9 protein-coding genes are annotated in these 15,712 nt (G+C 46.2%); 6 read left to right on the top strand and 3 right to left on the bottom strand.

Going from position 1 to position 15,712, the window contains the following annotated elements; translation table 11 throughout:
* Positions 1–239: 239 nt before the first annotated feature.
* Together ACSX1A_RS18690 and ACSX1A_RS18685 are read left to right on the top strand one after the other, a co-directional pair.
* The gene (locus ACSX1A_RS18690; protein ID WP_439881157.1) at positions 240–1,586 is read left to right on the top strand and encodes a mechanosensitive ion channel family protein; all 1,347 of its coding nucleotides are present in this window, start codon (positions 240–242) and stop codon (positions 1,584–1,586) included.
* Between the two features lie 175 nt (positions 1,587–1,761).
* Positions 1,762–2,823: a J domain-containing protein gene (locus ACSX1A_RS18685; protein WP_439881156.1), complete on the top strand. Its 1,062-nt coding sequence runs from the start codon at positions 1,762–1,764 to the stop codon at positions 2,821–2,823.
* Positions 2,824–2,825: 2 nt separating this feature from the next.
* Here the strand turns inward: ACSX1A_RS18685 and ACSX1A_RS18680 are convergent, their stop codons facing one another.
* The 3 genes from ACSX1A_RS18680 to ACSX1A_RS18670 form a co-directional block, all read right to left on the bottom strand.
* Positions 2,826–3,701, bottom strand: coding sequence for an O-methyltransferase (locus ACSX1A_RS18680; RefSeq protein ID WP_439881155.1), 876 nt, complete (start codon positions 3,699–3,701; stop codon positions 2,826–2,828).
* A gap of 129 nt (positions 3,702–3,830) precedes the next feature.
* A complete protein-coding gene (locus ACSX1A_RS18675) occupies positions 3,831–5,171 on the bottom strand; it encodes a hypothetical protein (RefSeq protein WP_439881154.1) in 1,341 nt (446 codons plus the stop codon).
* A 229-nt stretch (positions 5,172–5,400) separates the two neighbouring features.
* Positions 5,401–7,095 carry a T9SS type A sorting domain-containing protein gene (locus ACSX1A_RS18670; RefSeq protein WP_439881153.1) on the bottom strand — a complete coding sequence of 565 codons (1,695 nt, stop codon included), beginning with the start codon at positions 7,093–7,095 and terminating at the stop codon, positions 5,401–5,403.
* A 317-nt stretch (positions 7,096–7,412) separates the two neighbouring features.
* Between ACSX1A_RS18670 and mfd the strand changes: the two genes are divergently transcribed.
* The 4 genes from mfd to ACSX1A_RS18650 all read left to right on the top strand — a co-directional run bounded on the left by mfd (position 7,413) and on the right by ACSX1A_RS18650 (position 15,576).
* Positions 7,413–10,784, top strand: coding sequence for a transcription-repair coupling factor (gene mfd / locus ACSX1A_RS18665; protein ID WP_439881152.1), 3,372 nt, complete (start codon positions 7,413–7,415; stop codon positions 10,782–10,784).
* Between the two features lie 272 nt (positions 10,785–11,056).
* The gene (locus tag ACSX1A_RS18660) at positions 11,057–12,688 is read left to right on the top strand and encodes a PAS domain-containing protein (protein ID WP_439881151.1); all 1,632 of its coding nucleotides are present in this window, start codon (positions 11,057–11,059) and stop codon (positions 12,686–12,688) included.
* Between the two features lie 154 nt (positions 12,689–12,842).
* A complete protein-coding gene (locus ACSX1A_RS18655) occupies positions 12,843–15,155 on the top strand; it encodes a PAS domain-containing sensor histidine kinase (protein WP_439881150.1) in 2,313 nt (770 codons plus the stop codon).
* A 13-nt stretch (positions 15,156–15,168) separates the two neighbouring features.
* Positions 15,169–15,576 (top strand): response regulator, encoded by a 408-nt coding sequence (locus tag ACSX1A_RS18650; RefSeq protein ID WP_439881149.1) that lies wholly within the window; start codon positions 15,169–15,171, stop codon positions 15,574–15,576.
* Positions 15,577–15,712: the final 136 nt, after the last annotated feature.

Raw genomic sequence — 15,712 nt, 5'->3', positions numbered from 1 at the left:
CCAAAGTAACAAAATCTTTAAATAGTTTTAAATAATTTTGCCATTTTACCAATTCCTCCTGCCATACGACTGATCAGGCCTGCCTCTCTAGCTTGAGGCCCCAGAACAAAACACTTTCTATATAAGGCGGTTCTGTAACCGTAAACTATGCATTCCTGCGTATAGGAGTGGTAGCAGGCAAAACAGACATAAAAGCTAAACCGGATTGCCAGGGATTCAAATGTAAACAGTTCACTAAAATGACTTCATACAGCAGAAACAGGGTAAACAGGTCAAGGACAAAAACAACACGCAGCAGTCAGCGCACCCCGGACACGCGCCCCATCCGAGGCAGGCAGAATAGCCGTATCAGAAACCCAAGAAAAAGAGTAAGCGGCGAAAATGCTGTAAAAGGAGCCGAAAACAAACTAAAAAACTTCAGGCAAGCCTCTATTCTGGCCGTGGCCATCACCGGGTTTATCATGCTGTTGTTTGCCCCAAGCGAAGCTACCGTAGCCCAGAATGACACCTCACTGCAAGCACTGACAGCAGATACATCCGCCGTCACAGACACAACCCTGGCACCTGCCACCGCCGCCGATACATCTACCATTGCATCCAGCAAAGAGGCAGCAGACGAAGCAATAGGCGCGCTCCAGGGTCTCTGGGACAGCTTCTTTTACAATCTTCCCAAAATGCTGATAGCACTTGGCACACTTGTGCTGGCCTGGTTCCTGATAAAGGGAATAAAAGCGATTCTGAACCGAACATTAGGCCGCTGGCAAAGCTCCAGTGCTATCATCTCACTGGTTTCGATTGGTGTGTGGTTGTTGGCAATAGGCGTTGCCATAAGCGTAGTTGCCGGTGATATACGTGCTCTGGTTGGATCATTGGGCTTAATAGGTCTGGCTTTATCGTGGTCGTTACAGACTCCCATTGAGAGTTTTACCGGGTGGTTGATGAACTCTTTTAAAGCTTATTACCGGGTAGGAGACCGCATCCGGGTAGGGGATGTGTTTGGAGATGTGTACCGCATCGACTTCCTGACCACTACTGTCTGGGAAATAGGTGACCCGTACCAGCCCGGCTTTGTACAGGCGGAGCAGCCAACCGGCCGTCTCGTTACCTTCCCCAACAACGAAATACTAACCGGCACAGTGACAAACCTGACCGGCGATTTCCCATTTGTATGGGATGAGTTAGCCATTGCTGTTGCCAACGAATCAGACATACCGCTTTCAATACAGGTGTTGGAAGGTGTTGCGGAAGACCTCCTGGGAAATTACATGGTGGAGCCAGCCCGTAATTACTCAAAGCTCCTTAAGCGATCCGGCTTAGACTATCACATACCGGATAAGCCACAGGTTTTCATCTCACTGGCTGACTCCTGGACAAATGTAACCATACGGTACCTGGTTGGCGCCCGTGAGCGTCGTAAATGGAAAAGTGAGCTTACACTGCGCATTACCATGGAGGTGAATAAACCGGAGTATACCGAGAAAATCATTCCGGTATATCCACGCCAGCAAGTGCAGTTTATTGATCCGGATGGTGTTCCCGTGGAAGCAAAATTCATAGAGAATAGCCAGCCAGATACCAGGTCGTAAAGTTTACACAGGCAGTTTATACTCTGATAGCTTATGGCTGCAGCAAAAATAATAAGGCCTAAAACCTGGCTTCCTTAAGGCTATGGCCTCTCATGAAAGGCTATCCCGACAAAAAGGTCTACTTTTGTGTTCTATACTATTTGCACTCTTTTGATTCTTATACTTTACTTTTTGCATGTCAGCTTCCAATAAACCCGTTCCTTCTCTCACCCCGCAGATCACTTCACCGGATAACCGGCAACTGAGTAAGCTACAGCAGGAATTCAATTTGAAAACGGAGCAGATAGAGCAACTGAAAAAGGAACTGGCTACCCGACGGGAAAGCATAAACCTGGCGCAAAACCGAATCGAAAAGGAGCTACGGCCAATTATTAAGAAGCAGCTTGAAAAGAGAGTTGAGCTAGCCCATCTGCTTGATGCGGCGCATGCGCTCGCCATCTTTAGCTATCGCGAAAAAGAAAAGCTTGCCTCCCTGATTGAAAATATCACTTTTGACCTGATCGAAAATTATGAACGGAAGGACATGGTGGAGTTACATGACAGGTATGCCGCTGTCACTTATTCAGAACAAAAAGCTTACACTGAAACCGTTCCGGATGACGCTATAGTTGATGATGAGACAGATGCTGAGGATGCCTATTCCGACCTGGATGATTTTGAGCGTATACAGGCCCGGTTGGACCGCGAGGAAGAGCAGCGCGCGCAGGAAAAGCAGAACCGCCAGAAAAACCGCAAAACAAAAGCACAGCTTGCCAAGGAAGCACAGGCAAAGGCTGAGCTTAACAACATCAGCAGAGCCAGCCGCCGTGTATACACCGAATTAGCCAAGCAGCTGCACCCCGACAAGGAGCAGGACGAAACCAAGCGCGCCTGGAAAGAAGAGGCCATGAAACGCGTTACCCAAGCCTACCACCACGACGACTTTTTTGAGCTGCTACGGTTGCAATTGGAGTTTTTGCAGGAGCAGGGCCAGGAACTTGACAGGCTACCCGAAGAACAGCTGCAATATTATGTAAGAATCCTGACAGACCAGGTAGATGAGTTAAAAGCAGAACTCAACAGCTTTATAACAGGCCCTGATGCTGACTTTTATACCCGCTTTTGTGGTACTGGCAGGCAAATGGACCAGAAGTTTAAATCAGCTAAAGAAGGTTTGACCAACGAACTGGAGCAGCTCAAACAAAATCTCCGCACACTACAGGACGACCCGCACATGATCCGGGTGATCTTGAAGTAAAACTACCAGTTCTTTCTGAATATTTCCGGCCTGGGCAGGTATTCGCCCATGTCATAATGTGCTTTGTTTTCTGCTCCGTTCCCCAGCACACAAATGCCTTTATAAAAAAGGTCCACCGTCTGTGAGAACTTCGGGTCCTGCACCATCTGCTCCCAAGCTGCATGCATATCCTCTGACCAGTAGATATCGTCGTGCACAATCAGGGCACCGGGTTTTAGGAGTGGCAACACACGCTGGGTATAGTGCAAAGTAGCCTTCTGCTCATGCTGACCATCTATAAACACACAATCGAAAGTGGCTTTTTCCTCTATCAGCTTGCTAATGGCTTCATCAAAAAGCATGTTCATGATGCGGTGCTTATCAGAAATACGGTCCATGTTCTGTTTGGCAATTTCGCATAGTGCATCAGAGCCTTCTATCGTGACAAGTTCTGTACCTGGCACAGACAAAAAGTAGCATCCAGAAAAGCCGGTATTCGTGCCCAGTTCCAGTATGCGCTTCACCCCTGCCCCTTCTACAATGCGGCGCAACAATATGCCGTTAAACGTAGACGAACCTGTCTTCATGTGTGCCTCGACAGCACTGCCCAAATATTCACCGGGCAAAGCATTCCCCTGCTCATCTGTTGCGAAGGAGTTAGAGTGCGGCGAAGTATAACTGTATATCTCTTTGGCTGAGCTTAGTTCTGGAATTCTGGACCGGAAGCTCTCTATCTTGCTGGCCAGTTCCTTTTCAGCCGGAGTAAACGTGTGGTAGAACAACAGCCTGGCTGCCCCGTGAAACTCCTTTGGCAGCCTCTTCAGGAATTCATTCTTGAACTTACCGTAGTTAAGCACGCGCTTTACCAGATTAGATACATAAAAGCTAACCTTTTTCATATTGCTATTGCGGTTTAGGCTTACAAGAAAAGAACATTTTTATACAAATGCGCTACTTTTTAAGTTAGAGTTCTGAAAAAACGGAAAGTGTGTAGCAAGTACTGTCTTGTGTACACTTTAGCAGATCAGTTAAATTAGTATAGGCTTATCTTCGTCGGGCAGGAATAACTTTATAGTACCATCATGTGATATTTTGATCGAAAGACCGTTTCGGGAAAGCACTTCGGCAGCCGCCTCGCCAGTACCTTTGATTTCGGTCACGCGTAGCTTACTGGTATCCACGATACAGCCAAAGTATCTGAGATACCCTTTCGAGTCTATCACTGCAGCTCCATCACTGGAAATATACCGAAGTATCTGGTTCACATATTTAACTTCGCTTATAGAAACCGGTTGGTAAACCAAGGTGTGCAGGCTCTCCGGCTTAACAAAATCCTGAATACTACTTATATTCTCAGGTACCCATATTACAGCGCTTATGCCTCTTCTGGAGCAGTATAAGGCAAAGTATAAAATTCTGTCTACAACCCTCTTATCTGCTACAACCCGGTGTATATAGCTCTTAATAATATTGTAATCCCGGATACGCCAGCGGTTCTCCAGGTACACAAACTCTACGCCATCAGAACATAAAATAGAGAACTGCTTCTCGTTTTCCACTCTAAACATTACGTCGCCGGTTTGCAGGGTAGCGGAGAGGGCGTTACTGTCTACATACTCCTGCTCAGGCCCTGTTGGCTCCATCACCATCATGTGCTGTATTTCCAGGTCCTTGTTAGCTACAAAATAAGTATGCTTGCCATCAACCAGGTACCAGAACCGCCGGTCTATTTCAAGGGTAGATTTAATGTTCTTTGTGATTGCAAGCGGAACGATCTCGCGGTGTGGTTCCCCTTTGCCTCGTTTAGTATTGGTGTAATGTGCTTTTGTGATAACCAACCCTGTACTAAAAGATTTACCTTCGAAAGTGGTGGATTTAAGCTTTTGAAAAAAGAGCAAAAGGTGCTGAAAAGCCTGATAGTCAATGTGCCCCTGTACAGAATAGTTAGCAATTGTGTGAATGATTATCTCATCGCCGAACAAGCTGCTGCAGTCTGTAAAGTCCTTTTTATAGCTGCTGCTCATTTTATCTGTAACAGCCTTTTCCAACACCTGGATGATTCCTCTATAAGAGCCAATTGGTTTGCCCTTTAGCAAAATACCAAGTCCGGAAATAGGCTCGTCAGCATCCAGTATCCTGGCATAGATAAGAAAAGTATCGTCATCGATGGGATAACAGCCCTGCTCAGAGCCCGAAGAGAGTGTTACTCCATATTTTGTTCGGACCTGTTCAACAGGATTTAAGAGAAAAGTGACTTTGCAATTCAGAAACGTTTCAATCGACTCTTTAAGCAAGGGCAACCCCGCCTCCCTCAGGTATTTGAATGGGGCGAGCTTCTCAATGTCTATGTAGCCATCAACAACCCTCATGCGCGCAACTAACCCTTATAGTTTAACCACCTACAACAGTATACTGTGCTATACAAATATCGTTTAGAGTAGAACTACCAAGGTATAGATGGATGAAAGTATAACGGTGGAGTAAGGAACATCACTCTCTTATACCTGCTTATAAACCATCAGCGGCACCTTGTTCCGCTGCCGTAGCCTCAGAGGGTGCCGCTAATAAAAATAGGTTCTGCAAAGAATAGTTATGCTGCTATTTCTGTAGTACAAGCTTTTTAGTGATTTCTTTTCCTGCAACCTGCAATCGGAGGAAGTATATACCACTGGCCAAACCATCTGTAGAAAGCTGCACACCAGTTTGTAACTGGTGTGCAGCAATAGCCTGCTGCATAACAGCCTGTCCGGTGCTATTACAAATTGTTAGTTGTACAGTACCCGGATTGCCTTTTAGATCTTTAAAAGCAAGGTTAACATCACCTATACTAGGGTTTGGATATACTTCCAGATATTGGCTGTTCTTTTCGGGCGAACCGGCGCTTAGCGTGCCAACATTCGCTTTTATCACCCAATAATCCTTATCCCCCCTGCCAGGCTCAGACTTATCGCCACTTATGCCAGAGTCGGATGCTCCCGCTAGTATGTAACCTCCGTCTGAGGTGCTGGCAATAGATTCGATCCAGTCATCGCCGTCACCACCAAAAGCTTTGTCCCAGGCCTTGCTGCCATCAGCATTTAATTTAATTACCCAGTTGTCATACCCTCCTTTAGTGGCCTCCGTTCTGTCTCCGGCAGCACCTGAACCTGAGCCACCTCCCAGCAAAAAGCCACCGTCGGTAGTCGCGACAATAGCACTAAACCAGTCATTGGCGCTACCACCGTAAGTCTTGTCCCAGGCCTTACTGCCATCAGCGTTCAGCTTTACTACCCAACTATCTTCACCACCCCTTGATTCCTCTGTCTTTTCTCCACTTATTCCTGATTCTGATAAACCTGCCAGTAGGTATCCACCATCCATAGTAATAGTTAATGCCCTGAAATCATCTAATTTGCTACCTCCATAGGTCTTATCCCATACCTTGCTACCGTCAGTATTCAGCTTCAACACCCAATAGTCTGAGTTACCCCTAGATGCCTCTGATTTTTCCCCACTTACTCCTGAAGAAGAGGATCCGCCCAGTACATACCCCCCATCAGACGTTTTTGTCAGCGCATGCAGCCAGTCTGTTCCATCCCCTCCGTAGGTCTTGTCCCAGACCTTGCTGCCATCAGCAGTAATCTTTACTAACCAGTAATCAGCACCTCCTCTGGACGCTTCTGACTTTTCTCCACTTATCCCTGACAAAGAGCGCCCCCCTAATAAATATCCTCCGTCAGCGGTTGCCGTTAAGGCTGTTAATTCATCATATGCTGCTCCTCCATAAGCTTTATCCCAATCTTGACTTCCATCAGCGTTCAGCTTCACCACCCAATAGTCTGCATCGCCCCTGGATTGCTCGGTCCTCTCACTACTTTTCCCGGAATAAGAGTATCCCCCGATGAGGTAACCACCATCAGAGGTAGCAATTGCTGCAGCCAGCCAGTCATTCCCACTTCCTCCGTAGGTCTTGTCCCAGGCTTTGCTGCCATCAGCGTTCAGCTTTACTACCCAATAATCCTGCCCACCTCGGGAGCCCTCCGTTTTATCGCTGCTGACGCCTGGTTCAGTTGTTCCTGCCAGCAAATAGCCTCCATCTGAAGTTGGTATAACGGAAGACAGATAATCAAACTGGCTTCCACCGTAGGTCTTATCCCACACCTTAACAAGAGTGGTCTGAGCCAGCAGGGGCTGTGTACACAAGAAGAGTGTTATAACAAATGAAGCTATGTATTTTAACTCCACCTTCTCTAAATAATACTCAAGCTTTGGGTGAATTAAACCCCTTACAATTTTGTAAAAATTTTTATCCATAATCAGTAAGCTTATAAATGAGATCAAGTACTTCAGAACTTATGTTTTCCTATTTACGACTTATAAAACCAATAGTTTATAAAGAAATAGTAATATTAAAATTATGGAAAGCATGATCATATGAAACTCATTTAGAGTTTGCGAAGAAACAATATCTAAAGTGCTGAACAATAATATCTCCCTCCGCAACCTTCTCCCCCTTCATCCTGTTCTGATAAAACATTAACTTGTAGTATCTTTGTAGAAGAACTAAAAGCAGAACACGACTTATTATATAAGCCCTGTGTTCTGCCTTTGCTGTTTTGTTATTTAGTTAAATGAAAGTAACTGATTTTTTAGAGCTTTACCGCCTCGATGGTGTGGTGCAGACCATTGCCCAGCGGCTGAAGGCAGACGAACCTTACCGCCTGCAGATCAAAGGGATGGCGGGCAGCCTGGATGCTGTGCTGGCATCGGCAGTTTATACCCTGAACTACGGGCACCAACTCTTCGTGATGCACGATAAAGAAGAGGCTGCCTATTTCTATACCGATCTTAAAAACCTGCTTGGCGAAGAGAAGGAGATCCTCCTTTTCCCTACTTCTTATAAGCGGCCTTATAGCTTCGACGATACCGAGAACGCAAACATACTGATGCGGGCGGAGGTGCTCAATCGCCTGAACCAGAAAACTGGTAAAGGTGAATTGATCGTGACCTACCCGGAAGCGTTGACAGAGAAGGTGATCAATAAAAAATCGCTTGTCGAGAACACGCTCGGGGCCAAGGTAGGTGAAAAGCTAGATACAGCCTTTTTAAGCGAAATGCTGGCTGAGTATGGTTTTGAGCGAACCGAGTTTGTATATGAAGCAGGCCAGTATGCGGTGCGCGGTGGTATTGTGGATGTGTATTCTTATGCCAACGACCTGCCCTATCGTATAGAACTTTTTGGAGATGAAATAGAGAGTATACGCACCTTCGACCCCGATACACAGCTATCGGTAGAAACGAAGAAAGCGATCTCTATCATACCTAACGTACAGACAAAACTACTACAGGAAACAAGGGAGGCTTTCCTGGATTTCCTTCCTAAAAATACAACGCTTTGGTTTAAGGATGTGCGCCTGACGCTGGATGTGATCGATGAGTATTTTGATAAGGCATCGCATAACTTCGAGAAGCTGATGGCAGGCAGCGGCGGCACGCAGATCGTGTCGGACCCCGAGCAACTGTTCCAGACGCAGAAGCAGTTCAAAAAGCTGCTGGATAAATATACTATCGTAGAGATCGGCAAGCGCTTCCACTTTAAGTCTGCGGAAGTTATGCAGCTGCAGGCTAAGCCCCAGCCATCGTTTAACAAAGACTTTAACAGGCTGGTAAAAGATTTGCATGAGCACCAGGGCGATGGTTTTGTTAACGTGATCGCAACGGACTCACCCCGCCAGATCAACCGTCTCACGCTCATTTTTGATGAACTGGACCACGATGTTAGATTCCAGCATCTGCCGGTTTCCCTGCGCGAAGGCTTCATCGACCACACGCTTAAATTAACCTGCTATACCGATCACCAGCTGTTCGACAGGTTCTATCAGCATAAGGCTAAGGAAGGGCATTCCAAAACCAAGGCCATGACCCTGAAAGAGCTGCGATCGCTGCAGCCCGGAGACTATGTAACACACGTCGATTACGGCATCGGCCGCTTTGCCGGCCTGGAAAAGGTAGAAGTTGGAGGACGTTTACAGGAGGCGATTCGTTTGGTATACCGCGACGACGACCTGCTGTACGTTAGTATTCACTCGCTGCATAAGATCTCAAAGTATAGCGGCAAAGAAGGTGGTCCGCCGAGCATGAGCAAACTGGGTTCGCCGGAGTGGGAAAACAAGAAGAAAAAGGTTAAAAGCAAGGTTAAGGATATTGCTCACGAGCTTATTAGCCTGTATGCCAAACGCAAGGCAGCACCAGGCTATGCTTATTCACGGGATGGCTTTTTGCAGGCCGAGCTGGAGTCGTCGTTTATTTATGAGGATACCCCGGACCAGGCTAAATCTACGGAAGATGTGAAAGCCGACATGGAGCAGCCGCACCCGATGGACAGGCTGGTATGCGGTGATGTAGGTTTCGGTAAAACCGAAGTAGCCATACGTGCGGCCTTTAAAGCAGCTTGTGATGGAAAGCAAGTGGCCATACTAGTGCCAACCACGATCCTGGCCATGCAGCATTACCGTACCTTCCGCGACAGGCTGGAGCAGTTCCCGGTAACAGTGGACTATGTGAACCGCTTTAAAACGGCAAAAGACACAAAAGAAACTTTAAAACGCGTAGCCGAAGGGAAAATAGACATATTAATAGGCACGCACCGCATTGTGAGCAAGGATGTAAAGTTTAAGGACCTTGGGCTGCTTATAATAGATGAGGAGCAAAAATTTGGGGTGAAGACAAAGGACAAGCTGAAGGAGATGCGCATAAATGTGGATACACTTACGCTTACTGCTACGCCTATTCCGCGCACGCTGCACTTCTCGCTGATGGGTGCACGAGACCTCTCTGTAATTGCTACCCCTCCGCCAAACCGCCAGCCGGTAAAAACAGAGCTGCATGTATTCGACGAAGGCCTTATAAGGGATGCCGTAGTAAATGAAATGAAACGGGGCGGCCAGGTGTTTTTCGTGCATAACAGGATCAAAGACATTGAAGCCATAGCGGATATGATCCTGCGCCATGTACCGGATGCCCGGGTAACATATGCTCATGGGCAGATGGAACCGGAGAAACTGGAGAAGCGCATGATGAAGTTCGTAAATGGCGAGTATGATGTGCTGGTGTCCACTAACATCATTGAGTCGGGCCTGGACATCGAGAATGCCAATACTATCATTATCAACCGCGCCCATATGTTCGGTTTATCGGACCTGCACCAGATGCGTGGCCGCGTGGGGCGATCAAACAAAAAAGCATATTGCTATCTGTTAACACCACCTGTAGCCGGCCTACCTTCCGATGCACGTAAACGCCTGAGCACACTAGAGGAATTCTCTGATCTGGGCGAAGGCTTTAAGATCGCGATGCGCGACCTGGATATCCGTGGAGCAGGAAACTTGCTGGGTGGAGAGCAAAGCGGCTTTATCACCGACCTGGGCTTTGAAATGTATCACCAGGTGCTCGACGATGCCATAAAAGAGCTAAAAGAAACTGAGTTCAGGGACTTGTTTTTGGGTGATAACCTGGCAGAATTTATGGAGCCAGTGCTGGAGTGTAATATCGAGACAGATATGGAAGTGCTGATTCCGGAGAGTTACGTGAGCAATATTTCGGAACGCCTGAACCTCTACAGCAAACTCGACAGCACCAAAGACCTGCAGGAACTGGAGAAGCTCCGCACAAGTATAGTAGACAGATTCGGTCCGCTGCCGGAGCAGGTCCAGCAACTCGTAGAAATAGTGAAGCTACGCTGGCAGGCGCAACAATTGGGCTTTGAGAAACTCACAATTAAAAAAGAAGTTTTGAAAGGCTATCTGCCAAGCGAGAACAACGACAAGTACTTCCAGTCAGATACCTTTGGAAACATCCTGAAGTATGTGCAGCAGCATCCGCGCCGTTCGCGCCTGAAAGAAGCAAAAAATAAGCTTATCGTAATTGTGGAAGACATCCAGAACCTGATTGATGCCAAAGAGGTGTTCGAAGGATTTGGAGTAAAAGAGGCGATATCTGTTTAAGATATCGCAACCATACTACTTCATAAAAAAGAGCAGGAATAGATTTAAATTCCTGCTCTTTTTTTATCTGCTCTTGTCATTAGTATAAGAACTAAAGCTTTTTTATAAGCACTCCCTTTAACACTTTTACCCTAAGTCGTACCGCTCTAACTAAAGTTATAACCTTAAAATATAATTTAACCCATACTTTTTATTGCCGGACTAAGCATTTTTACTTAATTTAGTTTTCGGCTTTAAACCTATTTTATTTACCCTTTCAGCTACGTGTCCTGATGCCATCAAACATCTCACATTCTACATCGGTATTAGGACCTGTATTCCGAGCTTTACCGGGTGTGTATCTGATACTCAATCATGACCTTACAATTCTCGATGCCACAGACGCTTATTTACAGGCAACAATGGTTACGAGGGAAGCGATTACGGGCAAATATTTTTTTGATGTGTTCCCAAATAACCCTGCCACGCCTACCCTGGATTCGGCAGGTGAGTTCGAACACTCGCTACGCTTTGTGTTGCAGGAACAAAAGCCACATACTATGCCAGTGCTTCGCTATGACCTGCCTGTAGCAGAAGGTAATAGCAATGCTTTTGAAACGCGCTACTGGAGCCCCACCAACTCACCGATCTTCGATGCAGAAGGCAAGCTTATTTACCTGCTGCACGAGGCACGCGATATAACTGAAAAGGTGTTAACAGAAGAGGCCCGTGAACACCATACCGAACGCCTGCACCTGCTTACCAGTGCCCTGAATGCTGTAGCCTGGGAATACGATATGGTAAATAACAGGTTAACATGGGGCCAAGGTCTTTTTGAAGTCTTTGGCTATACACCTGAAGAGATGGGCCCAGGTGGTGAGTCCTGGGACAGTCGTGTACACCCTGATGATTTTAAAGCACTACAAAGCAGTATATATGAAGCTACTTCTACCGGCAAAAAGATCTGGACTGGAGAATACAGGTTTAGAAAAGCGAATGGAGACTATGCGCATGTATTAGACCAGGGTTATATTATATACAATTGCCAGGGCCAGCCCACTCGAACGATAGGTTCCATCATTGACCTGTCGCGTAGCAAGCGTGTGGAAGAGGATTTAAAGGAAAGCGATTCCCGCTTCAGACACTTGTTGGAAAACCTGCCCCACATGGCCTGGACTGCAGACCCGAAAGGCAAAGTGCTTTATTTTAATGATAATTGGTACAGCTACACGGGCATGCAAAAAGGCCAGACTGAGGGCTGGGTTAACGTTATCCACCCCGAAGATACAGCCGATGTGCTGACCGCCTGGTACGAGGCTATAAACACAGGCAACCTGTATGAAATAGAGTACCGGATCCGGGATTTTATGGACGGCACATACCGCACCTTTTTGGAACGGGGGGTGCCTATGTATGACCCGAATGGCAATGTAAAACTTTGGATAGGCACTTACACAGATATAGAAGAACAAAAGCAGATACTAGAGAAGATCCGTTTTAAAGACCAGCAACTGGAAAACATCCTGAAGCTGTCCCCTGCTCATATGTGCTTGCTGGAAGGCCCTAACCACGTTTGCCGCTATGTTTCTCCTGGCGTATACCGCATCTATGGCAGCCGTGGCTATATCGGAAAAACCGCAGCCGAACTGTGGCCGGAGTTTAAGGAGTCCGGTTTTATTGCCCTGCTAAACCAGGTCTACCACAAGGGAGAAATTGTGCAGATAGATGAGTATTCTACATTATATGACCGCCACCAGCACGGTAACTCTGAAAAAGTATATTTCGATATTAAATACCAGCCGATCCTGGATAATTCAGGAGACATAGAAGGCGTATTAATATCGGCAGTAGAAGTAACGGAGGCTGTTAAAGCCAAACGTGAAGCCGCAGAAATGGCACTAAGGCTTCAGAAAATTATTTCCTGACCAATTGGTCTTCTAATAATTTTTTTAAGATAGTGCTTTTCATCTGACGCTAATTTTTTAATAGCTGCTGCTGTTTTAAAAATTTGTCCTTACCTTCCTTTTCAATCCTCTAAATTAGCTTAGCACCTGTCAAAAGTCAGGGTGCTACTTGATTATGGAAAGTCCACTCGCTTTAAATACAGTCGCCAACTTCGAACTCATTTTTCAGGCCTTGCATAGCCCGAGTATAGTGTTTTCTCCTGAGTTGCACATTTTAGCAGTAAGCGACAGCTACCTGAGAGCCGTCCGAAGAACGCGAGAAGAAATTATCGGGCGTTATGTATTTGATGTATTCACGGATAATCCGAATTCACTACAGCTAAAGGCTATTCAAAATGCAAAAGAAGCCTATTTGCGGGTGATCGAGCACAAAAAGCCTCTCCAGGGGCCTCTGCTTCGTTACGATATCAGGAATTCCGGTGAAACAGTTAACAGTGTAGAAGAAAAATACTGGGAAAGCACACTTACCCCAATCTTAGACAGCACTGGCAGCCTGCTTTACATACTACAGGAATTACGCGACTATACGCCAGAGCTAATCACGGAGCGCGAAGCCGAGAAGTCAGTTGACCACTTTCGTGCACTAACAGAAGGCATTGGCGGGGTTGTGTGGGAGTGTAACATACCTAAGAACCAACTTATCTGGAGTCCCTCTTATAAAAACAACTTCGGCTATTCTGACCAGGAACTACTAACGAGTTTAGAGGAGTGGGATAAAAATGTTCATCCCGAAGATTATGAACGCATCATAGCTGACCTGGAACTGGTAAAACAAACGAAAGGCAGGACCTGGACAGGCAAGTACCGCTTTTTACGTGCAGACGGCACTTATGCAGAGGTGCTCGATCATGGCTACATCTTTTATGATGAAGCAGGTAACATAGAGCGCATGCTGGGCTCCATGGTTGACCTGGGGCAGCAAAAGCAACGGGAGCAGGAACTCCGGGAAAGTAATCAACGATTTGAGCGTATTGCCATGGCAACGAATGACGTGATCTGGGACTGGAGCCTGCACAACGATAAGCTTTGGTGGAATGAAGGTATTTATACCTTGTTTGGCTACGAAAACAAGTCAACTACCTCAATCGAATTCTGGACCGAGCGGATACATCCGGAAGATGCCGCCAGCGTGAAGGATAGTATTAATAGTTTTATCAATTCCAATGAAACATTCTGGGAGCAGGAGTACCGTTTTAAATGTGCCGATGGCAGTTATAAGATAATACATGACCAGGGCTATGTAATCAGGGATGCTTCTGATAAACCCACCCGTATGGTTGGCGCTATGCTGGATATAACTGAGAAGAAGAAGATTGAGCAAGAACGGGAAAGCCAGTTAAACTGGATGCGTAAGCTACTCGACTCACTGCCGCATATGACCTGGACTGCCACGCCCGAGGGCATTACTGAATATTTTAATGAGCAATGGATCAGGTACACGGGGCTAACGCAGGCAGAAAGTCTGGGCTTTGACTCCTGGCTAAGCGCCATACACCCCGAAGACCAGCAACGCACCATAGAGCGCTGGATGGAATCAGTGAACTCCGGTATAAATTATGAAATAGAATACCGTATCAGGAATGGCAAACAGGGTCCTTTTCGCTGGTTTTTGGGCAAAGGTGTTGCCCTGCGTGATGCACAGGGCAGAATTGAAAAGTGGGTTGGCTCCTGTATCGACATAGAAGATCATAAAAGAGCAGAGGAAGGCCTTATAGAAAAGAATCTGGAACTGGAGCACATCAACCAAGACCTGGACGGCTTTGTATATACTGCTTCGCATGACTTGAAATTGCCCATTATTAATATGGCAGGCATCTTTGAAGAACTTATTCAAAGCGCCGAATTTTCAGATCCTGAAGCGCCTAAAATGATAGGACTGTTTAACAAGTCGCTTCAACAGATCCATAATACCATCCACGAACTATCAGAAGTGGTAAAAGTGCAGAAAACAAAGCGCCGCGATCTGGAAGAAGTACCTATAAGAGCTGTAGTACAGGATGTGGCCCTGAGCCTGCAGAACATGATTACGGAAACATATGCACAAATTACCACCGACTTTGCCGAGGCTCCTTACGTTTACTTTACCAAAGGCAGTCTGAAAAGTGTGCTCTACAACCTTATCAGCAACAGCATTAAGTACAGGGCACAAGACCGCACGCCACAAATAAAAATAAGCACCAAAATAAAGGATAACTTTGTAGAGCTCAGGATTTCGGACAACGGACTTGGGCTGGATATGAACAAACATCAGAGTAAATTGTTTCAGATGTTCAAGCGCTTTCATAACCATGTAAACGGATCAGGGTTAGGCTTGTATATTGTAAACAGGCTCCTGACAAACCATGGGGGTTACATTAATGTGGAAAGTAGTTTAGGAAAAGGCACAACATTTTTACTCTATTTCAAGCATAATAAGATAAAGAATTAAACTGAATAGTACCATGAAATCGCTGAACACAATATTGCTCATTGATGATGATGAGACTACAAACTACCTTAACCACCGCCTGCTTACCCGTATGGAGGTAGCGCCGGATATAAGAGTAGTTACAAACGGCGAGGAAGCATTAAATTATCTGAACAAGGCCTTTGCAGGAGAACCTGAGTACCCTCGTCCCGATCTGATCTTTGTAGACATCAAGATGTCGGTAATGGATGGGTTTGAGTTCTTGGAGGAGTATCAGCAACTTGACCAACAGGATAAAGATAAGGTTGTAATGTTAATGTTAACCTCTTCTGCCAGTTTTTATGACCTTGAAAAACTAAAGCAGTTCCCTGATGTGCGCCAGCACTACTCCAAGCCTCTAACCGAGGGTGACGTTCGCGACGTAATGCGGGAGTATTTTTAAGTAACTGCGTACCTTATATTTCTGCGGCACTTCCTTTAACAGGGGGTGCCGTTGTCATTTTACCGCTGCCGTCGCCTCTAACTATCAATCCCTCAACAACGTAAATATAAACCCGTACTGTGCGGGTTTATATTGT

Source organism: Pontibacter sp. MBLB2868 (genome assembly GCF_051904785.1).
GTDB lineage: Bacteria > Bacteroidota > Bacteroidia > Cytophagales > Hymenobacteraceae > Pontibacter.
The sequence above is the reverse complement of the archived record's forward strand: the minus strand, read 5'-3'. Positions and strand labels throughout refer to the sequence as shown.